The 22,428-nt window shown below is 42.1% G+C and carries 18 protein-coding genes; 10 read left to right on the top strand and 8 right to left on the bottom strand.

The genetic code is table 11. The features are described 5' to 3' along the window. Positions 1–73 precede the first annotated feature (73 nt). Genes L2740_RS02810 through cmoA form a run of 7 tightly spaced genes read right to left on the bottom strand, consistent with a single transcriptional unit; the run spans position 74 to position 7,831 of the window. On the bottom strand, positions 74–1,159 hold the full coding sequence (locus L2740_RS02810) for a DUF3541 domain-containing protein (protein WP_248948515.1): 1,086 nt from the start codon (positions 1,157–1,159) through the stop codon (positions 74–76). Then, positions 1,104–2,903, bottom strand: coding sequence for a M3 family metallopeptidase (locus tag L2740_RS02805; RefSeq protein WP_248948606.1), 1,800 nt, complete (start codon positions 2,901–2,903; stop codon positions 1,104–1,106). Before L2740_RS02805 ends, L2740_RS02810 begins: the two co-directional genes overlap by 56 nt. After that, positions 2,863–3,813, bottom strand: a complete 951-nt coding sequence (locus tag L2740_RS02800; RefSeq protein ID WP_248472367.1) for an alpha-L-glutamate ligase-like protein — start codon at positions 3,811–3,813, stop codon at positions 2,863–2,865. Before L2740_RS02800 ends, L2740_RS02805 begins: the two co-directional genes overlap by 41 nt. Further along, positions 3,813–5,321, bottom strand: a complete 1,509-nt coding sequence (locus L2740_RS02795; RefSeq protein ID WP_248948514.1) for a UUP1 family membrane protein — start codon at positions 5,319–5,321, stop codon at positions 3,813–3,815. The genes L2740_RS02800 and L2740_RS02795 overlap by 1 nt, the downstream gene beginning before the upstream one ends. 11 nt (positions 5,322–5,332) lie before the next feature. After that, a complete protein-coding gene (locus L2740_RS02790; RefSeq protein ID WP_248948513.1) occupies positions 5,333–6,088 on the bottom strand; it encodes an ATP-dependent zinc protease family protein in 756 nt (251 codons plus the stop codon). Between the two features lie 22 nt (positions 6,089–6,110). After that, the gene (gene cmoB, locus L2740_RS02785) at positions 6,111–7,103 is read right to left on the bottom strand and encodes a tRNA 5-methoxyuridine(34)/uridine 5-oxyacetic acid(34) synthase CmoB (RefSeq protein ID WP_248948511.1); all 993 of its coding nucleotides are present in this window, start codon (positions 7,101–7,103) and stop codon (positions 6,111–6,113) included. Next, complete coding sequence (gene cmoA, locus L2740_RS02780) at positions 7,100–7,831, bottom strand: carboxy-S-adenosyl-L-methionine synthase CmoA (protein ID WP_248948509.1); 732 nt, start codon at positions 7,829–7,831, stop codon at positions 7,100–7,102. The genes cmoB and cmoA overlap by 4 nt, the downstream gene beginning before the upstream one ends. Before the next feature lie 150 nt (positions 7,832–7,981). On the opposite strand from cmoA, the gene L2740_RS02775 reads away from it, so the two are divergent. From L2740_RS02775 to ruvB, 6 genes are all read left to right on the top strand, one after another. Further along, entirely contained in the window at positions 7,982–10,792 is a 2,811-nt protein-coding gene (locus tag L2740_RS02775; protein ID WP_248948508.1) for a diguanylate cyclase domain-containing protein, read from the top strand. A 337-nt stretch (positions 10,793–11,129) separates the two neighbouring features. Then, positions 11,130–12,923 carry an aspartate--tRNA ligase gene (gene aspS, locus L2740_RS02770; protein WP_248948507.1) on the top strand — a complete coding sequence of 598 codons (1,794 nt, stop codon included), beginning with the start codon at positions 11,130–11,132 and terminating at the stop codon, positions 12,921–12,923. A gap of 136 nt (positions 12,924–13,059) precedes the next feature. Then, a complete protein-coding gene (locus L2740_RS02765; protein ID WP_248948505.1) occupies positions 13,060–13,803 on the top strand; it encodes a YebC/PmpR family DNA-binding transcriptional regulator in 744 nt (247 codons plus the stop codon). A gap of 7 nt (positions 13,804–13,810) precedes the next feature. Further along, entirely contained in the window at positions 13,811–14,332 is a 522-nt protein-coding gene (ruvC, locus tag L2740_RS02760) for a crossover junction endodeoxyribonuclease RuvC (RefSeq protein ID WP_248472375.1), read from the top strand. Further along, positions 14,329–14,946 carry a Holliday junction branch migration protein RuvA gene (gene ruvA / locus L2740_RS02755; protein WP_248948503.1) on the top strand — a complete coding sequence of 206 codons (618 nt, stop codon included), beginning with the start codon at positions 14,329–14,331 and terminating at the stop codon, positions 14,944–14,946. The genes ruvC and ruvA overlap by 4 nt, the downstream gene beginning before the upstream one ends. Positions 14,947–14,956: 10 nt before the next feature. Further along, positions 14,957–15,970 carry a Holliday junction branch migration DNA helicase RuvB gene (ruvB, locus tag L2740_RS02750; protein ID WP_248472377.1) on the top strand — a complete coding sequence of 338 codons (1,014 nt, stop codon included), beginning with the start codon at positions 14,957–14,959 and terminating at the stop codon, positions 15,968–15,970. A 110-nt stretch (positions 15,971–16,080) separates the two neighbouring features. Here the strand turns inward: ruvB and L2740_RS02745 are convergent, their stop codons facing one another. Beyond that, positions 16,081–16,593 (bottom strand): hypothetical protein, encoded by a 513-nt coding sequence (locus L2740_RS02745; RefSeq protein WP_248948502.1) that lies wholly within the window; start codon positions 16,591–16,593, stop codon positions 16,081–16,083. Positions 16,594–17,150: 557 nt separating this feature from the next. On the opposite strand from L2740_RS02745, the gene L2740_RS02740 reads away from it, so the two are divergent. From L2740_RS02740 to L2740_RS02725, 4 genes are all read left to right on the top strand, one after another. Further along, positions 17,151–17,618 carry a hypothetical protein gene (locus L2740_RS02740; protein WP_248948501.1) on the top strand — a complete coding sequence of 156 codons (468 nt, stop codon included), beginning with the start codon at positions 17,151–17,153 and terminating at the stop codon, positions 17,616–17,618. A 126-nt stretch (positions 17,619–17,744) separates the two neighbouring features. Next, positions 17,745–18,527 carry a fimbrial biogenesis chaperone gene (locus L2740_RS02735; protein ID WP_248948500.1) on the top strand — a complete coding sequence of 261 codons (783 nt, stop codon included), beginning with the start codon at positions 17,745–17,747 and terminating at the stop codon, positions 18,525–18,527. A gap of 6 nt (positions 18,528–18,533) precedes the next feature. Then, the gene (locus L2740_RS02730; protein WP_248948498.1) at positions 18,534–21,605 is read left to right on the top strand and encodes a carboxypeptidase regulatory-like domain-containing protein; all 3,072 of its coding nucleotides are present in this window, start codon (positions 18,534–18,536) and stop codon (positions 21,603–21,605) included. 159 nt (positions 21,606–21,764) lie between these two features. Next, on the top strand, positions 21,765–22,184 hold the full coding sequence (locus tag L2740_RS02725) for a DUF4402 domain-containing protein (protein WP_248948497.1): 420 nt from the start codon (positions 21,765–21,767) through the stop codon (positions 22,182–22,184). Positions 22,185–22,428: the final 244 nt, after the last annotated feature.

Raw genomic sequence — 22,428 nt, 5'->3', positions numbered from 1 at the left:
TGAAATGGTATTGCGAATATTAAATAAAGAGCCCCGAGGGGCCCTTTAAAGGTAATTTACTTAACTGAACGAGTTACTTTTTTATTGGCGTAACTTGTTTGGGCAAATACTTTTTAGTCGCTTTTAACTCTGAAAGGTACGGGCCTTTATGCAACTTTTCCGGCCAATCAAGTAACATCATTGCTAATACGTTTCGGTGTTCGCCAATCACCAGATCTGGGTTACCTCTTGGTGATAAAATGATTTGTTCTTTTTGATCAAATGCATTGATGATGTGCTGCTGGGTTTTCTTGACAACAGGGTTGTTTGGCTGGCCAGCTAATAAGAAGCTAATACCCACTTCAGCAATAATATCGTCTGTGGCATCTTTTAAAATGCGGTCAATATTGTGCTCGAAGTGATCTAAAATCCATGCAAACTCTTTAGCATCGACATTGTGTTGGTAGTATTCACTCGCCGCAAAAACAAAGTGGGTCATACCGTACAGCTTATTGCGATACTGTTTTTTATCTAGCGTGTTGTCTTTACTGTCTGGATAAACATCAATAAATGCTTGTTTGTAATCAGCTAGATAATCACCTACACCAATCTGCTTTGCCCAATAAACGTAGTTAATGAGCTGCGCAGCCCAAGTTTCTATCATGGCTTTATCAGTTAAACCGGTTTTTAAGTCGGCTTTTTTCAGTGCTGCAGTAAGCTGGTCATGACATGGGCCGGTAAAACCAAACTCATCAATACGGCTTGAGTAACGCAATAATACATCGGTATAAAAAATGAATTCAGGGAAGGGCTGTAGCGCCTTTTTACGTGCTTTTGCACGTGGCCCTTTACCTAGTACCGAAATTGCTTGTTCTGCCTGTTCAGAGATAAAGCCTGGCTTATCAATATTACAGGCGTAAAACGCTTGAGCTTCAGTGACAGCGTATAAATCAACAAGTGCAGCATTGGCGTATTTGGTATCGCCAGTCATACGATATTGACGAATGCCATAGTGACCTTGCACACGAGGAGGCAATTCGAATAGATGCTCTTCAAGGTTGTTTTTTATCCCTTGATAGACTTCTGCCTTAGTTGACTCTGTGACAGCAAGGTCGGCGGCAAAACTATTGGCGCAAAAAAGTGCAGCTGCGAGAGTACTGATCTTGAGGATTGAAGGCATATTGAGTCCTTTTGATGAGTGAGTCACTGGTTATTGGCTCCCCTAGTAATAATTGCAATCGAGTTGCTAAATCGCTAGCGGTTTCATTAACCACTAAGTTGTTGAAAACACGTTTTTGATTCTGACAGTCTTTTGTCGACTGGTAAATATTCTTGGCTACGGCCTGTTGCCAGATGTTTTGGTAGTAAATTGGTCCTTGGTAGACAATGCCACTAAAACTATAGGCAGAATCGCTAATATTATCCCAACCCTTACCAAATGCGAGCGTAAATACTTTACTTAAATCGAATTTGTTGTTGCTGTCTGCTGCTAAATAAGTATTGAATGCGACCTTAGCGCGAAACACCTGTAGCTGCGCTGAATAACGCTGCAATATTGCTTCTCTGCTATCTGGTGTCGGTGTAGGTAAAAGCTTAGCTTTAAGCCAAATTTGCAGCCAAAGCAGGTCGATTTTGGCGCTGTCCTGAGTTTCGCCTAGGGTATTATTAAGATAATACTTATCGCCACTGGCTAGCTGACTAACAATTTGCGCAAGTGCGTTAATGACCTGACTTTGGGTTTTATATTGGCTTAAATCAGTGGGAAGGGTTAGCTCAAATTGACCAAACTGCTGACCAACAACAGTATGACGAATGGCTTTGGCCTTAATCCTTTTACCAAGGTTGACATAAACCTCACCAATTAATCGTTGTTCATGGTAAATACGATAAAGCTTTGGATTAACCTTGGAGAAACGGATCCCAAGCGTTTCGAGTGCAGTACTTATTTGCTGTAGCCATAACTGTGAGCTGTATGACTCGACCTTCGTTGATTGTGCTTTTGCCAGTAGTTGGCCAAGATCCCAAGGGGCGATATTAATAGCTTGAGTTTGCGCATCTAAAAATTTAGCGACTAAGCTCGGCTCTGCTAGCCATTGCTGACTCAGCATATTTTCGACATAGTCATTAAAACCTGCCTGTGTGGCTTGCTGCTGGCGCAGCTCTGTGATTTGCATGAGTGCGGTGTGGTTTTTTATCGATGCGCGGCCTTGATATGCTTGCCACACTTCCTTTCTACACTGTTCATTGGGCTGTTTAATTAAATAGCTGGCTAAAGAGTCGTTAAAGGATTTGTCGTGCTGATTTGTTATTTGTTCAGTCATCGCTTCAGGCTGATCTAATTTACAACGCTCGCCAATAAAATTCAGGCTTAGTGACTGGCTGCTCACACCTTGCTTAAAAGTCGCCTGCGCCGTATGTAATTGCGCTTTATCGTAGGGCTTTTCGGTGTTTTTTGCTAAACGATTGATGCGTTTTGCTAATGCTTGAATATTAGGATCTTGGCTAGCCGCAAGTTTAAAACGAATTGATTGAAACTCTGCCGACTTAAAAAACAGCGCTAGCTCGTCAGCTAGATACAACTGACATTGCAACACACGCTCACGGTCAGCGTATGTGAGTGGAAATTGACGATAATACTTGAGCCTATCGTTGATATTGAAAAAGCCAATGAGGTTTCGTTCAAGTTCGATGGCTTGGTTTTCTATAGTAAAGTTATTGTTTTCATTAGGCTTGTTAGCTTGAATATCTAAATTGTGCTTAGCAGGAAACTGATAACTCAGACATTGCTCAACTAACAGTGGGATAGGAGATACGGCAGCATAAGCTGCCGTATTAAAGCAAAATAAACACCAGATAGCTGGCTTTAACAGCCATTGACGTAGATTAGCTGTTGGCACTGAAATGGATTTTGGCGTAGGCCACACGTTCTTCAACAGTCATATTATGGTTGCCCATTTTTTCAACATGGCGAAGATTAGGTAAAATACCGCGACCATTAGCAATTTGAATCGCTAAACCCGGACGCGCATTTAGCTCAAGCAAAAGCGGCCCTTTGTTTTTATCGAGAACCATATCGGTACCTAGATAGCCAAGTTCTGACATTTCATAAGCCATTGACGCTGTGTGCAATAGCGTATCCCACTGAGGGACTTGTATCGAAATAAGCTCTTTTTGCGTGTCAGGATGCAGATCAATAGGTTGGTCAAATTGCACTGCATGTAGGCCTTTACCTGTTGCAATATCAATTCCGACACCCACAGCACCTTGGTGCAAATTGGCCTTACCGTCGGATGCCGCGGTAGAAAGTCGCAACATGCCCATAATTGGAAAGCCTTTAAAGATGATCAGACGAATATCTGGTACACCTTCATAAGAGTAACCATCAAATACAGGATCAAATTGAATCAAGCCCTCTACAATAGCTACATCAGGCTTACCACCTAATGAAAATAGACCACTGAGTACGTTAGAAACGTGACGGTCAACTTCTGAAGGAGTGACTTCTTGGCCGTTAGGCTTGTAGTATCGACCATTCTCAACTTTGGTAACCACCAAGATCCCTTTACCGCCAGAACCTTTAGACGGCTTAATTACAAAGCCGTCAGTGTTATTTACCATGCCTGGAATATCTGCAATACCGTGTTGCTCAGATACAGTACCAATTAAGTCTGGCACGGCGATGTTATTCGCCAATGCCAATTGCTTAGTGGTTAACTTATCATCGACTCGTTTGTAAAACTTACGCGGGTTATATCGACCGATATAGTCGATATTACGTTTATTCATACAAAGCACGCCGTTGCGTCTTAAATCTGAAGGCTTAGCTAGAAACATTATTTTTCTCCAGCTAGTGGCTTGAAGCGTTTAAGTTCAAGCAGGCGATATCCTGTGTATTGGCCCATTAATAACACTAATGCCAAAATAACTAAGTGAATACCTAAGAAGTTAAATACCCAATGCTGAACCCAAGTTGCGCTCATTGCTAAGTAAGCAAGGGTTGCTACGAATAGGCTACCGCCACCTTGCACGATAACTTCTTTCGGGCCTTCTTCTTCCCACAGGATAGACATTCTCTCAATGGTCCATGCCAAGATGATCATTGGGAAGAAAGTAATGGTTAAACCTTCGCTTAGGCCAAACTTATATGACAGCAAGGTAAATAAGCCGATAATCCCTATCACCACGATAATTACTGCGGAGATCCTGGAGATGAGCAAGAGGTTGAGCTCAGAAAGATATGAGCGGATCATCAAACCAAACGCCACAATCAATAGGAAACCAATTAAGCCTGTAAACAGCGTTGTTTGAATAAAGGCGAGGGCAATTAGCACCGGCATAAAGGTACCCGATGTTTTAATACCAATAAGTACGCGTAAGAACACGACCATAAGTACGCCAATTGGGATCAGTAAAATACCTTTGAATAGGCTTTGCTCTTCTAGTGGTAATTGATATAGCGAGAAATCTAACGCATTGTCGTTTTTCATTACATCAATTGCAGTTGCTAACGCTGAACGCGTGTCTTGCAGCATTGAAAAGTTAACTTGCGAATTTACACCGCCAATAACATCCAGTACAGATGTGCCAGAGCGATCCCACAGCAGTAGATTATCAGGACGGCCCTGAGTGCCTTCTTCTGCGTTAAACAGATGCCATTGGCCGTCATTATACACTTCAACAAAATTAGATAATTGCTGTCTACGGCGCTGATCTTCTAGATAAAGACCGCTGACTTCTTTTGCCGGGATCCCTTTGCTATGCAGCATGCGGATAAACAATTTACTAGGTGAATTACTGGTAAGCAGTAGCTCAATATTCTGGCTACGCTCGTTGGCGTTTAACTCTTTATTTAACTGCTGAGCAAAAGAAAGGTTAGTCGCGCTTTTTGACCACACTTCATCAATAGCCTGTTCTGCAGCAGCTTGCTCTGTTGCCGGCCATGGGTACGCAGACGGGCTTTGTGGCTCTTTATCTTCCAAAAGCTTATCTTGGCCGGTTGGAATGAGGGTGACTTTGTAATAAAGATCTTGAGTACCGGTTGCACTGCGAATCGACCAAATTGCGCGGCGATCGATGGCATTATTAGTAATGGTTAAGCCGTAACCTGGTGAGGTCGCGTTTTCTACCAAAATTTCATAAGCAGGATCTTCAGGTAGAGAGAACGACACCTCTGCAGGCTCGCCTGTACCACGAAAGCTCACTTTGGCGTCAACAGCCCAGCTTTGTACTTGCTTTCCTGGTAAAAAAGGTACGCTGTGCTCTATGCCGCGATAAACGCTAGCCGCAATACCGCTAATAAATAGCAATGCGACTAAAATGTAAAAGGGTTTTCTAGAATGCATTTGCAATTATCCTATTTATTGGCTTTAGACGACTTAGCGTCTTGTTTTTTTCCGTGGATAAAGGTTTGTCCAACATCTACAACCGCGATATCTTGCATAAACTTGCGGCCAAGTAAAAGTGGATACTCTAAATGGCTACGGTCACTTAGGTTTAAATCTGTTTCAGCTTTGTACTGACCAATTTCAAGATGAGCATGGATCACAGGGCGGCGATCACTTTTATCTTCAGCATCTTGCTTAATGCGTACAAAACGTTCAACTTTTGATTCGAAGGTTTTAGCCGGTTGTTTTTCGCCTTGGGTGAATACGTCAAAACGAACCCATTGGCTACCATCTCTTTCAAATAAAATGATATTACGTGCATCAAGTGAAGATGACTCAGCACCGGTATCGATACGAGTCTCAAAGCTTGATTTCACCTCATCAATATAAACATGCTCAACGGCGCCAAGCATAAACTTATCGCCAATCGGTGATGGTGGGCATTGCACTGGTGCTACGACCGGTACAACTGCTGGTTCTGGTTTTACATTTATTTCAGCAACTTTGTTATTGAGTTCGTCAATTTGAGCTGTGAGCGCTGCGAACCCAGCAGATTGCGCTTGATCGCAATGATTAATTGCCGCCAGAATATTAGTTTCTTGCTTAGTTAAACTGGCTTCAAGCGCAGTGGCATCAACTGGAATTGGTGCATTCTTGTCGTTAGTCGTTGCACAACCCGCAAGGGCGGTTGTGACTGCGGCAATACAAATTATCTGCTTGAACATAGTGCTTCCCATTTACTATTGGCTAGATTAAGTCTTTGTTTGGCTGATTTTTAGTGGCGATAATAGTCGCTCTTTTAGGCGCCGGATAACCTTCAACCGTTAGGCTAACATCATTAGGGTCTAAATAATCAACCAATGATTCATTTGGCATCCATTTGGTGCGTCTTTGTTCTGCTAGCGAAGTAACATCCACGTCAACACAACGAATATCGGTAAAGTCGCACTTCTTTAACCACAGCATAAGTGCGGCAACAGACGGTAAGAACCATACGTTGTTCATTTTTCCATAACGATCATTTGGCACTAACACTGTGTTTTCATCACCATCTACAACCAGCGTCTCAAGTACTAATTCGCCGCCAGTACGTAGCTGATCTCTTAATTGGTAGATATGATCAATAGGCGAGCGGCGGTGATAGAGCACACCCATTGAAAATACAGTGTCAAATGCGTCAAGTGCTGGCAGCTCTTCAATCCCTAACGGTAGGAAATGAATAGGGTGGTCGTTACCTGCTAAGCGTTTAACTGCCTCAAACTGGCACATAAATAATGGTGATGGGTCGATACCAACAACGTGCTTAGCGCCTTCACCCAGCATGCGCCACATGTGATAGCCACTGCCACAACCTACATCGAGAACGGTACGGTTAGCCAGTGGTGAGATATGCGGTACAACGCGATCCCATTTCCAGTCAGAACGCCATTCTGTATCGATTTCAACACCATGTAACGAATAAGGGCCTTTACGCCACGGCTTAAAAATACCTAACAGGTTTTCAAGCTTTTCACGTTCACCATCACTTAGTTGCTCACCTGAACCAATTTTTACACTACTTTTAAAGTCAATGATGTCTGCTTCAGGATAGTGCAGTTTATTTAGTACTTTTTCCCACTTAGGTAGTGAGCCGTGCTTATGTTCGCGCTGCCATTGGCCAAGGATTGCTGGCAGGGTTTCCAGCCAATGTTGCAGGCTAGAATCTGAAATTTGTTTGTAAAACGAGCTAAAGCTAATCACTTAATTGCCACCATTGATGCAAAATTAAAACATTGGAACCACACACTGAACTGCTCAAAACCTTGGGCTCTAATTCTTGCCTCATGTTCGGCTAGCGTATCAGGTTTCATTACATTTTCTAACGAGCTACGCTTTTGGCTGATTTCTAACTCACTGTAACCATTTGCTCTTTTGAAATCGAGATGTAAATCGTCTAGTGTTGACTGAATTTTGTCTTCTTTAAAGTACAGCTTCTCAGAAAGTACCAGTAAGCCACCTGGCACCAGTCCTTGGTAAATATTTTTCAGTAAATTCTCACGATCGCTCGGCGCTAGAAATTGCATGGTGAAATTGAGCACAACAAGTGACGCATTTTCAATTTTGATATCTCTAATATCACCGCAAACTAGCTCTACCGGTGTTTCACTGACATAAGCTGCAAGGTTTTCATTGCAACGTTCAATCATGGACTCGCTATTATCGATAGCCACAATTTGACAGTTGCGGCCCTCTACTCGGCGGCGAATGCTTAACGTCGCCGCACCTAACGAGCAACCTAAGTCGTAAATTTTTGTATTTGGCGCAGCATATTGTTGTGCCAGATCACCAATAGTATTAATGATTTGCCCATAGCCAGGTACTGAGCGCCTGATCATGTCATTAAAGACACCGGCGACTTTGTCATCGAATTGAAAGTCGCTGACTTGTTTGTAAGGCTTGGCAAAAAGATTATCTTGTGAAGAGTTCATGTGATCAGATCGTGGGAGTTCAACACTTTATTCTAGCTAAACATGACACTTAGCAGCAAGGCTAGCACTGGAAATTCCCCATAAAATTTTGTCTAATAGCAATAATAAAACAAAAAAGAAGCAAAAATTTAACCTTTTTGGGAAATGTAATTGAAAACTATCACTTGTTTGTTGCTTGCCTTTTTAGCCATGCTGGTTTCGTCTGCTGCTATATCAAGCGAAGTTGACGCTAAGCCTCCAATTGTTATTGCGATGAGCAATGATACCTATCCGTTTCAATTTGTTGATGAAAATAATCAGCCAAGCGGACTTCTAGTGGACATTTGGCTTGAATGGTCAAAACAAACAAATACTCAGGTGATTTTTAAACCAACCAACTGGGTTGATTCAACCAGCAATCTAGATAATGGGGTTGCGGATGTGCATATGGGAATGGCTAAAACCACTGGAAGAGCAGAGTTGTATCAGTTTGGGCCTCAAATATTAAACTTTCAGAGCTTTCTGTATATCAATTACCAACTACCTAAGCCACAAACGTTAGCCGATTTATTACCTTATAAAATAGGTGTTGTTCGAGGTGCCGCGCAAATCGCACTGTTACAAAAACAAGAACCCAGACTGACCTTTAGTTTTTATGACAACCGGACTGAATTACTTAAAGCCGTTATCAATGGTGAAGTTTTTGTATTTGTCAGCTTGGAAGGCTTTTTACGTGAGAGCCAGATAAACAACACTATTTCTGTGCAGTTTCCAAAGGAGAACCGTAAGTCGATTGCCAAGATGTCTTTTTATCCGGCATTACTAAAAACCAATCAAGAGTTATTAAAGCAGATTTCGGCAGGATTCGATGCCATTCCTGAAAACGTTATCGATAGTTACGTTAAACAGTGGCTGGGAGATAAACGCTACCAAAACGATATTGTTATCGCAATGCAGTCGGGTGTAGGGCCTTATGTGGATATAGGCGCAGATGATTTACCCCATGGTCTGCTGGTCGATATATGGAAGTTATGGTCAGAAAAAACTGGCCTGCCAATCCGTTTTGTTGCAGGAAACATGAAGCAAAGTGTCGACTATGTGAAACGGGGCATAGCCGACGTACACCTTGGTTACCCTGAAAGCGCTTCGATACAAACAGGGTTAAATCGTGCCCATACGATTTACCAAGTCACCAGTCGATTATTTTCCTACCAACACCCACTTAAGTCTTTGGACGAACTTAAAGGCAAGGTCGTGGGAGTTGCCCCTACTTCTCCTTATTTAACCGATCTAATTGATACGCTGCCTGATTCTGAAATTCGTTTCTACTCCTCGGTAAGTAAAATGATTGAGGTGGCAAAAAAAGGGGAGATAAGTGCATTTGTTGCCGCAGGTGCGTGGACTCAGCATCACTTGCTACTGAATCAAAGTTGGGATTTGTTTCATCAGTTCGCCGGGGTTGAATTTAAAACTGACATGTATGTGTTAAATCGCAATAAAGATGTTGGTTTTTCGGCGCGAGTGGCTGCAGGATTTCAGCAGATCTCCTTAGCTGAGCTGGCAGCGATTGAGCGCAAATGGATGCTAAATCCAGATGACCGCATTTATCGGGAGCAGGGCGGTATGGTTGAGTTAACTGCTCAGCAACAGCAGATTATAAATAACATCGGACCAATAAAGGTCGGTTATTTACGTGACTGGCGGCCGATGGAATTTGAACTTGACGGTGAATACTCCGGAATTAATAGCGATATCGTTAATATTGTGGCTAAAGAGCTTGATTTAAAAGTGACCACACAGGCGTTTGATGAATGGCAAACATTATTAGATGCGCTTATTTCCGGCAATGTTGATATGGTTGCCAGCGTTGCACAAACAGCGGAACGACAAGGCCAAATAGGTTTCTCTGTACCTTATTGGCCATCACCTTGGGGACTTGTTACGCAATATAGCAATATTAATGTATTTGGTTTAGATGAGCTCAGTGGCCAGCGGGTCGCCGTAGTTGAGGGCTATCATATTGTTAGGCAATTAATGCAGCAATATCCAGATCTAAAGTTAGTGTTGGTCCCCAATAGTCAAGCGGGCTTGCAGGTGGTTAGTGAAGGTAAAGCCGATGTCTTTATCGATAAAGTGGTTAATTTAAGTAGTGGATTAAGAAATGGCGATTACACTAGTTTAAAAATGTCGATGTTGGTCGATTTTGCTGAGCAGCGCAGTCACATTGGTGTGCATCTGAGTAAGAAAGCACTATTACCGTTAATGAATAAAGTATTAGCCACTATTGACCCTGAAACTCAAAAAAATATCCATCAAAAATGGGTGGCACAAACAATCGAGTTTGGTCGTGATGAATACCACAAACAACTGCAATTTGGCTTGGTGATATTTGTGGTATTAATGCTTGTGGTTATTGTGGCTTTATTTGCGATTAGGCATTTGCGCAAAGAGGTAGATAGACGGATAGCTGCTGAGACCAAAATGGCCCATTTTGCTAAACATGATAGTTTGACTCAGCTACCGAATCGCTCGCTTATCGAAGATAGGTTAGAGCAAGCTATTTTGCTACATACTCGCACCACGGCGCAGTTTGCAGTTATTTTTATCGACCTTGATGGCTTTAAGCTGATAAACGATCAGTTCGGCCATCATGCTGGTGACGACTTTTTAGTGCACGTTAGTGGTGTATTAAAAGATGGCATCCGTCGCTCTGACACGATTGGGCGCTTAGGCGGTGATGAATTTGTTGTTATTTTAAATGATATAAAAGATATCAAATCTGTTTATGAAGTTGCTGAAGCTTTATTGGCGGGTTTAGCACAGCCCTTTACTTTACAAGGCTCAGAGCTTTCTGCATCAGCCAGCATAGGCATTGCTGTATTCCCTAAAGACGGTGATAGCATAGATGGCCTATTAAAAATTGCGGATAAGCAAATGTATCGCGCTAAACACTCGGGCGGCAGGGCGTACCGCAGCCAATAGCGGTAAATTTGGGGCCGATTATTTTTCAGCTGAGTTTGGAATGAACTTTGTTATCTCGCTGAGAGCAAATGCGCCCTAAAATTGTGTATTTAAGTTGCGATTACGCATGGCGGAATTGAAAAGTTTGTAGTATGTCAGCCCTGAGTCGTTAAAACCTAAGTAAACTAGTCATAGCTCATCGACAGCTTAGGATAAGTTTTTATTCTAAATTGGTGGATAGTTAGCCGACTAGTCGATAAGTTATTTGGAAAACGGCAATATTTCTCTATAATGCCCGTTTTGTCTTGTTTTGAACCAGATCCTCAAGCATCGCTTTGCGGAATAAAGGAAGAGTTAAATGCGCAGTCATTATTGTGGAGACGTCAATAAGTCTCACGTAGGTCAAGAAGTGACCCTAGTGGGTTGGGTTAACCGCAGCCGAGATTTAGGCGGCGTAGTTTTTCTCGATTTACGTGATAGAGAAGGTATTGTTCAAGTTGTTTACGATCCAGACCTTCCAGAAGTGTTTGATGTTGCAAGCACACTACGCAGTGAATTTTGTGTTCAGATTAAAGGCCTTGTAAGAGCAAGACCAGATAGCCAAGTTAACGCTGACATGCGTACTGGTGAGATTGAGATCTTAGGTCTAGAGCTAACTATTTTAAATAGCTCTGCGCCACTGCCAATCAACATGGACAAAAACCAGCACAACACTGAAGAGCAACGTCTTAAGTACCGTTACTTAGACTTGCGTCGTCCTGAAATGGCTGACCGCATTGTATTCCGCTCTAAAGTGACTAGTGCAGTTAGACGTTTCTTAGATGGCAACGGTTTCCTAGACATCGAAACGCCAATTCTGACTAAAGCGACGCCTGAAGGTGCCCGTGATTACCTAGTACCAAGCCGTACTTATAAAGGTCAGTTCTTCGCATTGCCGCAATCGCCACAATTGTTTAAGCAGTTGTTGATGATGTCTGGTTTTGACCGCTACTATCAAATCGTTAAGTGTTTCCGTGATGAAGACTTACGTGCTGATCGTCAGCCTGAATTTACCCAGATCGATATCGAAACTTCATTCATGACATCTGCTCAAGTGATGGATAAGACTGAAGAAATGGTACGCGGTCTGTTTAAAGAGCTATTGAATGTTGATTTGGGCGAGTTCCCTAAAATGACATTCGAAGAAGCGATGCGTCGTTTCGGTTCTGATAAGCCTGATTTACGTAACCCGCTAGAGCTAATTGACGTAGCTGACATCGTTAAAGACGTCGAGTTCGCGGTATTCAATGGCCCTGCAAACGATCCTGAAGGTCGCGTAGCTGTATTGAGCATTCCTGGCGGTGCTAAACTTTCACGTAAGCAGTTAGACGAATACGCTAAGTATGTGACTATTTACGGTGCTAAAGGTCTAGCTTGGATGAAGGTTAATGATCTTGACCAAGGTATGGAAGGCATTCAGTCTCCAGTGCTTAAGTTCCTAAGCGAAGATGTGGTTAAAGCACTATTAGAGCGCACAGGCGCACAAACTGGCGATCTAATCCTATTCGGTGCTGATAAAGCTAACATCGTTGCAGAAGCAATGGGTGCTCTACGTCTTAAAGCGGGTGAAGACTTTGACTTGCTGCAAGGCGAGTGGAAGCCTCTTTGGGTTGTTGACTTCCCAATGTTTGAGCGTACATCTGACGGCGGTTTGCATGCAATGCACCACCCATTCACGGCACCAAGCAACATGACGCCAGAAGAACTAGAAGCTAACCCAATTGCTGCTATTTCTGATGCATACGACATGGTACTAAACGGCTGTGAATTAGGCGGTGGTTCGGTCCGTATTCACGATAGCAAAATGCAGTCAGCAGTATTTAGAATTCTAGGTATTAATGACGAAGAAGCGAGCGAGAAGTTTGGCTTCCTATTAGAAGCCTTGCGTTACGGTACACCACCACACGCAGGTCTCGCATTCGGTCTTGACCGTATCATCATGTTAATGACTGGTGCCAGCTCAATTCGTGACGTGATGGCGTTCCCGAAAACAACCACTGCAGCTTGTCCGTTAACTAACGCGCCAGGGTTTGCTAATCCGGTTCAGTTAGCTGAATTAGGTGTAAGCGTTGTTGAGGCTGAGCCAAAAGCTGACGCTAAAGACGCTGAATAATAAAGCGTGATTAAGAGCCGAGTTAAGACTCGGCTTTTTTTTCGATAAAATATACCCAAGTGACTTACATCCAACAAAAGCAAACTAAGTTGTAAATCCTGTTTAGGTTGTTTGGGTATAAATTAAGGAGATAGATATGGCAGGTCATAGTAAATGGGCCAATATTAAGCACCGTAAGGCTGCTCAAGATGCAAAGCGCGGAAAACTATTCACCAAATTTATTAGAGAATTAACTGTAGCGGCGCGAGAGGGCGGCTCAGATCCAGATTCAAACCCTAGATTACGCGCTGCTATCGACAAATCGCTATCAAATAATATGACCCGTGACACCGTTGAGCGCGCAATCAAGCGCGGCGCTGGTGAGCTAGATGGCCAAGTATTAGAGACCATTATTTATGAAGGCTATGGTCCGGGTGGCACCGCGGTTTTGGTTGAAACCATGACGGATAATAAAAACCGCACCGTATCAGGTGTGCGTAATGCATTCAGTAAATCTGGCGGTAATTTAGGTACTGACGGTTCAGTTGCATACCTTTTTGATAAAAAAGGTATTATTTCTTATGAAGGCGTAGATGAAGACACCATTATGGACGCTGCACTTGAGGCTGGCGCTGAAGATGTGGTGACCCTTGAAGATGGCTCAATTGATGTGCTAACTTCACCGGAAGATTTTGGTGTGGTTAAAGATGCACTCGATGCTGCAGGTCTTGAATCCGTAAATGCTGAAGTGACTATGGTACCTTCAACAAAAGCAGAACTTGATGCTGATACAGCACCTAAGTTTTTGCGCTTGATTGATAATTTAGAAGATCATGACGATGTACAAGAGGTGTACCATAACGCCGATATTTCTGACGAAGTCATGGAAAGTTTGGAATAAGTAATCTATGGCAATTATTTTGGGAGTCGATCCCGGCTCCCGGATCACCGGTTATGGTGTTATTAACTGTGTTGGTCGACAGCAGATTTATCTAGGCAGTGGTTGCATTCGCACCAGTTCTGATGAGTTACCACAGCGATTAAAACAGATCTTTGATGGCCTTTCGGAAATTATTAGACAATACCAGCCTGACGAGTTTGCTATTGAACGGGTTTTTATGGCCAAAAACGCAGACTCGGCGTTAAAACTTGGCCAAGCTCGTGGCGCTGCAATTGTTGCCGCTACGGCGGCTAACTTACCAGTTGCAGAGTATAGTGCCACGCAGATAAAGAGCGCCGTCGTGGGTACTGGCCGCGCACAAAAAACACAAGTACAGCATATGATCCAACAACTGCTTAAATTACCCAGTGCACCGCAGGCTGATGCGGCTGATGCACTCGGTGTGGCGGTGTGTCATTATCATACTTGCCAAAGCTTAGTTGCCTTGGGCGGCCGAGCAAATGTAAGAACATATGGACGATATAAATGATAGGTCGTATACGCGGTGTATTAATTGAAAAGCAAGCACCTGAAGTTGTGGTGGATGTTGCCGGTGTTGGTTATGAAATTCAAATGCCATTAACTAGCTTTTATGAATTACCAGAGCTGGGCCAAGAAGCGGTGATCTTTACTCATTTTGTGGTGAGAGAAGATGCGCAGCTACTTTATGGCTTCATTTCAAAGCAAGAAAGAAGCTTATTTAGATTATTGATTAAAGCAAACGGCGTTGGGCCAAAACTAGGCTTAACCATTCTTTCAGGCATGACAGCCGGCGAGTTTGTTGCCTGTGTTGAGCGCGATGATATTGCAACACTAGTTAAGCTTCCTGGTGTGGGTAAGAAAACCGCAGAACGTTTATTGGTTGAGATGCGTGACAAGCTTAAGAGCTTGATGGAAACATCGGTTGGCTCAGAGCGAGAATTTGTGTTGCAGTCTAACTATAAAGCACCTGAAATAGTTAATACCGCAGAAGAAGACGCAATTGCAGCGTTACTGTCTCTTGGTTATAAACCTGCTCAAGCGAGTAAGGCGGTATCGTCAGTTTATACTGCAGATATGACATCTGAGATGTTAATTAAATCCGCTCTTAAATCGATGCTTTAAGGAACTGTAGATGATTGAAGCTGACCGATTAATACAGCCACATGTGTTAGACCGAGATGAAGTCGAAGCCGTAGATCGCGCCATGCGGCCTAAGCTGCTTGATGAATACACAGGTCAAGATGATACCCGAGCTCAACTAAAAATCTTTATTGAAGCAGCGCAAAAGCGCAGTGAAGCACTCGATCATATGTTGATTTACGGCCCGCCAGGTTTAGGCAAAACCACGTTAGCTATGATTGTGGCTAATGAAATGGGGGTGAATATTAAGTCTACATCTGGCCCTGTGCTTGAAAAAGCAGGAGATTTAGCGGCGCTACTTACCAACCTTGAGCCTAATGATGTGTTGTTTATCGATGAGATCCATCGTTTAAGCCCTGTTGTCGAGGAGATTTTGTATCCAGCAATGGAAGATTATCAACTCGATATTATGATAGGCGAGGGGCCTGCAGCTCGTTCAATAAAGTTGGACTTGCCACCGTTTACGCTAGTTGGCGCCACGACTCGTGCAGGGGCATTAACCTCACCACTTAGGGCGCGTTTTGGTATTCCGCTTAGACTAGAGTTTTATAACGTAAAAGATCTTTCAAGCATTGTATCGCGCTCAGCTAAAGTGATGGGGCTAGAAATTGATGATGAAGGCGCAATAGAAGTCGCAAGACGCTCTCGAGGCACACCGCGAATCGCTAACCGTTTACTCAGGCGCGTAAGAGATTTCGCTGAAGTGAAACATAGCGGTGCAGTGACTAAATCGATTGCCGATGAAGCGTTAGATATGCTTGATGTGGATGCTGAAGGTTTTGATTACATGGACAGAAAGTTGTTACTGGCCATTATTGATAAGTTTATGGGTGGCCCAGTTGGTTTAGATAACTTAGCAGCGGCAATTGGTGAAGAGCGTGAAACCATTGAAGATGTGCTAGAACCATTTTTAATTCAACAAGGCTTTATCCAGCGAACACCAAGAGGACGTATCGCAACTAACAGAGCTTATAGTCATTTTAATATCATCAAGCCAGAAGCCTAGCTGTTGATAAAAGGCTTATTTTAAGTCAGCGCATACTTATTGGCAGAAATGTTTAACTTTTTTGAGCTGGTTTGATAGCGATATAAGTCATCATAATTGGAGCAGTACTGCTACTGCTCCGTTACTCTGAGTACATATTGCGGGGACTTTTGCCCAGCAGTTGCTTTTTTCCCCGCCACGACTTTAGCACCAATAGAAATTATTTCTCCATTCACTCCAGGGTTTTCAAGCGCAACAGTTGGAAAACGCTTATAGGTTTTATTCTTATACCTAACTCTCAACGTTTTTAAATTCACTTTGGTTTCATTAGCAAGCTGAAAAAACTCAATAGTTATCGGTTTTGTGCTGTCAGAAGTGACTAAATATTTACCTTGGTAATAGTCGTTATCGAGCAAGGTTGCGTTGGTTCCCCCACCAAGATTACCTTTCCAATTCACAATGACTACGGTGGATTTGTTTAAGTTCTTTACTGTAGTCGGGTACTTCAGTGGCTGGATCTCTGTAATGATAACCGCAGCCTGGGCTATTGATGTACTTAAAACGTAGCTCATAAGGGTGGCTGTTAATGTCAATACCGCTCGATAAACAGCGATATGTCTTGTGCTATTTAATGAATTAAACATATTTCCCCTTGTTATTGTTTTAATGGGCCTCATTAGGTTACTGAAAAGTTAACATTCGGGAAAGGCTAAAATAACAACCGGACAGAAATAACAGTAATCAATCGCTCAAAAATTAGACTAAAAAAGGTTTTTTATAGTACAAAAGTATATTTTTGAGTGTTCACTCTAGACTAAAGGGTTATGTTTAATGGTTATATATTAGCCGTTTAAGTTATAAGTATTTGTAACCCACATTAAAAATAAGTAATTATTAATGCCGCAAATACGAGATTTATCTAGGGTTTATTCTGGTTTTGGCTGGGTTTAGTAGGTTTTAATTCTGTCTGGCATTTTTTTAAAACCACATAGAACTTATGGACTATGTTTTATTGATTTTTTATCTTATTACAGTTTTATGAAGTAGGGTTTGCAGCTATTGAAGAGTGTAATGAAATTGTTATAAGTTTTATTTCGAGCAACGCATTAAAGATAATTACTACGGTAGATCAGTGGCTTAATAATCCTTAATTAGCACAGCGAAAATATGAAAATAATCGATAAAACTTAGGAAATGGATAATGACAAATAAAATACTACTTTCTACTCTTGTTGCATCATCACTACTACTTTCTGCTAGTGCTACTGCTGAGGATGCAACTGGCACAGCGAATTTCAATTTAGTCTACCCACTAACTGTAACTGAAGCTACAGCGCTAGAGTTTGGTGATGTTTCAATTGTTGCTGATGGCAATTGTGGAGTCGATTTTGCCGGAGGAACTACGGGAACTATATGTGTTTCTGGCGGCGCGACACAAGCTGCTGGTGTATTCACCGTTACTGGTGCTAATGGCTCTGTTAACGTATCTGTATCAGGCGCAAACAGTAGTGTAGATGGCGTAGTGTTTACCCCTAGTGTTGCTAATGCTTCTGAAACAATATCTGGTAACACGGCATCGATTAATGTAGCTGGAAACCTTGCTATCACTGCAGCGGACGCGACCGCTGGTACTCACGCACTATCTTATACATTGAGCGTGACTTACTAAATCTTTTAAGGGGCTATAAGTAAAATGACTTTTTAGTCCCTATTTTAATCGACGATTGTCGGTGCCGAAGTAAGCTATTTAAAACAATAAAAGAGGGTAAACCTCGTATATTAGCTAGGCGTACATATGAAAAAAATTTTACTTTGCTGTATTGCTTCACTTTTGGCGTTTAATGCCTCTGCCAACCTACTTGTTAACCCTACTCGTGTAGAACTTGACCGCAAAAATACCAGTGCTGTTTTCTCTTTAGTCAATAAAAGTAAGAGTTCTGCTCGCTACAATATCTATTTTGAAGATAAAAAAATGCTCAGCAATGGCGAGTATGTCGAATTATCAAAGCAAGAAGTTACCCACTCGCTAGCAAGTTTTGTACGTTATTCACCCCGTCGAGTTAATATAGAGCCTGAGCAGGGAGTACGAGTTCGTTTAGCTGCTCGTTTACCGAGAAATATTGTCCAAGGCGAATATCGAAGTTATATCGTTTTTCATCAGATCCCTTTAGCACCTAAAAGTAGCACTGATGCAACAGAACAAAGTACTGACACATTCAGTTTGTCTATTTCTGCTTATATGAAAGTTGCTATCCCAGTTGTGATGCGAGTAGGGGATTTAACTAGCGAGCTTACAATTGAAAAAAGCGCGGTTAATAGCACTAAGCAAACTATTGAGGTGACTCTGCGAAGAACTGGTGAGCGCAGTAGCATTGGTGATATAGAGGTGATTAATCCGCAAACCAAGCAAATCGTCGGGGCAAATAAAAATGTCGCCATTTATACCGAGGTTAACCAACGCCAGTTTTCAATACCTTTGAATCAGCCTGTTGCTGCAGGGACCAAGTTACTTATTCGTTATCAAGAGAATGACTCGCTTTTTCAAGCAAAAACCGTAGAGGCTAACTTGATAATATAGCCGACTTTGAACGCGCTACTTGGCATTTTACAGTGTTGTCGCTGGCTTACTTTAGCAGCGATATTTCTGATCGCGTTACTTGCGCCCAAACCAGTATCACAAGGCATATCAAGAAACGAACCTGTTAATGACGCTAATCTAAAAACGTTTACGCCTTTAGCTATCATAGAGATGGACTCTGCAACGGCGACTATTGTTAACGACACCCCATCTGAAAATTCGCTCAATAGCCAACAGCAAACTATTGTAACAACAGTTACTCAGCCCGAAAAAGTACCGCAAGTTTCATCGGCCCAGAAAACGCAATTAAGGCCTGATACAAGATTATTAGCGCAGCATAACAGCAATAAAGATAGAGTGGTAACAAAGACGACAGCGGATCAATCCATCGTTGGTGAACCATTTGATGGCAATCTTGAAACGGTCTCAGAAAATTCTTCAGTCAAACAAAGCAGTATTGCAAGCTTATCAACTGCTTCGCCACAGCAATATAATCCATATAATAATCAAAAGGCCGCTGAGCCTACCTTCTCTGAAGATCCGCAAATGCCAGTGTTACCGGCTAATTCCGTGGCTCAATCTCAGACAGAGATTAATGCTTGTGCGCATCAGCTAGCTATTCCATATACAAATCAGATGGCTGACGAAGCCCAATTTCTGGTAACCCAACTATTTTATGCTGATATGTTGTTAAGTAATGAAATGTTCGCTTATCAAAATAATGGCCGCATTTATTTACCTTTAGAGTTTATTGTTGAGCAGCTCTTATTACCGCTGCAAATCGATATCGCGACTTTGTCGGTACATGGCTGGTTCGTCGACGAGTCGAAAACGATACAAATAGATCAGCAGTTGATGCTGTTTTGGAATCAAGGATACGATTGCAGCGTAACATCATCGGTGATTTATCATGATAGCTGGGATCTCTATATTGAGACGAAAATATTGCAACAGCTATTTGGTATTGATATTAACTTTGATTCAGCGAGGCAAAAGTTTGAAATAGCAGCTTCGGAGAATATCCCTCTTAGCCAATTAATTGAAAGACAAAAAAAATACCAGTTATTCAATGCACAGAAAAACAGCGCAGATGAGCGAACTGTACGAGCTGTTAATAAAGAATATGCAGTTGTTGGTGATTTAGCACTGAATGTCGATCTAGGTGTAAGGACGCAATCATTCAATGGTGACGCTAAAACTGAATTAGACAGTTATATACAGGCTAGGACAGATCTATTTGGCCACAACAGTTATGCGGCATATTCTCAAACAGATAGCGGAGCAACCTTTAATGGCTACCTTGAAAGAGTTGTCCAAGATCAATGGATCAATTTTTACCGTTTGGGTGATGTTGATAGCCACAGCCTATCTTTGGTTTCTTCTTCAACTCGAGGTGCTGGCTTTACAGTTAGCGCAGGCACTAAGTTTACAGCAGATCTACGTACCATAGTTGTTGATGGGGAGTTGGAGCCGGGCTGGGATGTAGAACTTTATCGTAATAATACTTTAGTTGGCGTACAACGCGTGCAATCTGATGGACTGTATCGCTTTATTGAGGTGCCATATTATATTGGTTTAAACCAGTATCAATTGCGTTTTTATGGGCCTAACGGTGAAAGTCGCGTCGAATCTTTTAGTAAACTACTTGATAGCTCAGTACTCGAAAAAGGAAGTATCGGAGTTAATGTTGGCGGCATTTCCCGCGAACAAGATGACTTAAAACAATATTATGCAGATATAAACTGGGCAGCTAGAGAAGATATGACTCTTGGCTTAGCTTTGGTCCAGCAACAAGATGAATTTAAGCAATGGCAGTTTTTACCGCGTTTATCGGTTAATTATGTGGGTGATGCTCAGTTAATTCAGCTAAATTATGTTCAAAGCGAACAAGGCTACGCAACGAGCGCAGCCATCCAAGGCAGTCAAAGTGATATCGATTGGCAAGCAGAGTGGCAAAAGTACAGTAATTATTCAACCTGGGATAATGTTGGCGGTCGGATCAAGCAAGAGGCATTTACCAGTTTAAGCGGTTCTTTTGCAGATCTTGGATTGAATTGGGGACTGAATGCTCGCTGGCAGGCGCTCAATTTTGGTAGCGACAATGCACAAGCAAACTTCCTACTATCTGGTCAACTGTACTCTTTGTCCTTAAGCAACGAACTTCGCTGGTCCAGTTTAAACAAGCTTGATAGCTGGAGCGATAGAATTGCAATTTCAGGTAGGTTAAACGATTGGCAAGTACGTAGTTATGTTGATGTAGAGATTTCCCCTGAATTGACTTTAAACCAATGGGTATCAAATCTAAATACTGCTATTAATGATAATGCTAACTATCAAGTTGAACTGCGTTATCAACCTAATAGTGACACTGAGTTTAGTATACGAAACTCCATTGCTTATTTTTTCGATTTTGGCAGTTTGCGGTTAGATGTTGATAATGCATCCAATGGAGATTGGTTCGCACAAATGAAGTGGAATAGCGCACTATTATGGGATACAGAGCAAGATCGTTGGCTTATCGATAGAATGAGCTATATCAATACGGGAACGGTAAAAATCATCGCTTTCCAAGATGATAACGCAAATGGTGAATTTGAAGCGGAAGAACAACCAATATCCGGACTTAGATTCTCGGGACATAGTCAATCAAATAAACAAACTGATCAAAACGGTGAGCTACTTGTTACTCAGCTACAAACCAATAGGCAGCAAAAGTTAACATTGAATGAAAATAGCTTGGCCGATCCATTTTTACTGCCAGCGGCACATATTATTAGTGTTAACCCGCATCCTGGACATATTCAACCTATCTTGTTTCCTGTTATGTATACCGCTGAAGTCGAAGGAGAGGTTGTTTGGCAACAAAGCGGTTTAGCAGCAACAGGAAAATTGTTAGAGCTGCAATCATCAAACAGCGATAAAACTTATCAAGCGCGGGTTGAATATGATGGAATATTCATCTTTGATCAAATCCTTCCAGGAGACTACCAACTCTTTTTAGACAGTGAGCCTATTCGCAGCGTGAAGTTAATGCCTGGTGAGTTTTTGCAGTTGCCGCAGTTAGCGCTTGCTGATTAATGACGAAACTGGCTTTAGCTTGAGAAATTCAGATTTTATTGCTTTATTTTCGACAGCTTTGAGTACTTCAAGACTTTTTGAACAGATATAAGCGCTAGAAATATCTTGGTACGCAACTATAGTTAACGAACTCCTCCTATGAACTGTTGAGAAAATCATATGCAGCGACTATTTTGCTTGGCGACAGCAATTGCTCATGCTCATTTTAATTTAGTTCTGCCAGTGTCTATTGAGCAAGCTAAGCCTTTGGAAATGGGTGAGATCTATAATATCCCGCAAGGAGTTTGTGAAGTGACAGACACAGGTTATAAGGGGAATGCTTGTGCAGGCAGCAACTATTCGTTAGGCAAGCTAATTGTTAATGGCAGCAGTTCACAGCAGGTGCAGATCAAGGTTAATAGCGCCGAAAATAATGAAGTTAAGTTCAAGCCTATTCTGCCCAACGGACAGCAGTCAATATCAATCTTATTGTCTACGGCTACAACTGAGCTTTATATAGGAGGAGAACTTTCAATAACGAAAAGTGCAACCGAAGGTAACAAAAGCATCCAGTATACAATTGAAGTTAACTATCAGTAGTTTTGCATTAGCGGTACTTATTAATAGTTAGTAACAAGTAATAGCAAGACCTGTTTTCTTTAAGGTCTCTCTTTTCAACCAATCGCTATAATTTGTAAGACATATGATTTTTTATGCGATTACAACTTAGTATTTACTCTGTCCACATCTTGATTTTTCATGCAACATTTTTTCACATTTACGTGATACAGCCTGCCTTTTAGCTTAACCCACGCTTACCGCTACGCTAATTTTGCCTATAAAA

The sequence above is a fragment of the Shewanella pneumatophori genome (assembly GCF_023283895.1).
GTDB lineage: Bacteria > Pseudomonadota > Gammaproteobacteria > Enterobacterales > Shewanellaceae > Shewanella > Shewanella pneumatophori.
The sequence above is the reverse complement of the archived record's forward strand: the minus strand, read 5'-3'. Positions and strand labels throughout refer to the sequence as shown.

Excerpts from the sequence above, each read along its gene's own strand:
- L2740_RS02735 (WP_248948500.1), top strand. The coding sequence starts at position 17,745 with ATGAAAAAAATTTTACTTTGCTGTATTGCTTCACTTTTGGCGTTTAAT.
- L2740_RS02765 (WP_248948505.1), top strand. The coding sequence starts at position 13,060 with ATGGCAGGTCATAGTAAATGGGCCAATATTAAGCACCGTAAGGCTGCT.
- L2740_RS02745 (WP_248948502.1), bottom strand. The coding sequence starts at position 16,593 with ATGTTTAATTCATTAAATAGCACAAGACATATCGCTGTTTATCGAGCG.
- aspS (WP_248948507.1), top strand. The coding sequence starts at position 11,130 with ATGCGCAGTCATTATTGTGGAGACGTCAATAAGTCTCACGTAGGTCAA.
- L2740_RS02790 (WP_248948513.1), bottom strand. The coding sequence starts at position 6,088 with ATGTTCAAGCAGATAATTTGTATTGCCGCAGTCACAACCGCCCTTGCG.
- ruvA (WP_248948503.1), top strand. The coding sequence starts at position 14,329 with ATGATAGGTCGTATACGCGGTGTATTAATTGAAAAGCAAGCACCTGAA.
- ruvC (WP_248472375.1), top strand. The coding sequence starts at position 13,811 with ATGGCAATTATTTTGGGAGTCGATCCCGGCTCCCGGATCACCGGTTAT.
- L2740_RS02725 (WP_248948497.1), top strand. The coding sequence starts at position 21,765 with ATGCAGCGACTATTTTGCTTGGCGACAGCAATTGCTCATGCTCATTTT.
- L2740_RS02740 (WP_248948501.1), top strand. The coding sequence starts at position 17,151 with ATGACAAATAAAATACTACTTTCTACTCTTGTTGCATCATCACTACTA.
- L2740_RS02800 (WP_248472367.1), bottom strand. The coding sequence starts at position 3,813 with ATGTTTCTAGCTAAGCCTTCAGATTTAAGACGCAACGGCGTGCTTTGT.
- L2740_RS02795 (WP_248948514.1), bottom strand. The coding sequence starts at position 5,321 with ATGCATTCTAGAAAACCCTTTTACATTTTAGTCGCATTGCTATTTATT.
- cmoA (WP_248948509.1), bottom strand. The coding sequence starts at position 7,831 with ATGAACTCTTCACAAGATAATCTTTTTGCCAAGCCTTACAAACAAGTC.
- ruvB (WP_248472377.1), top strand. The coding sequence starts at position 14,957 with ATGATTGAAGCTGACCGATTAATACAGCCACATGTGTTAGACCGAGAT.
- L2740_RS02810 (WP_248948515.1), bottom strand. The coding sequence starts at position 1,159 with ATGCCTTCAATCCTCAAGATCAGTACTCTCGCAGCTGCACTTTTTTGC.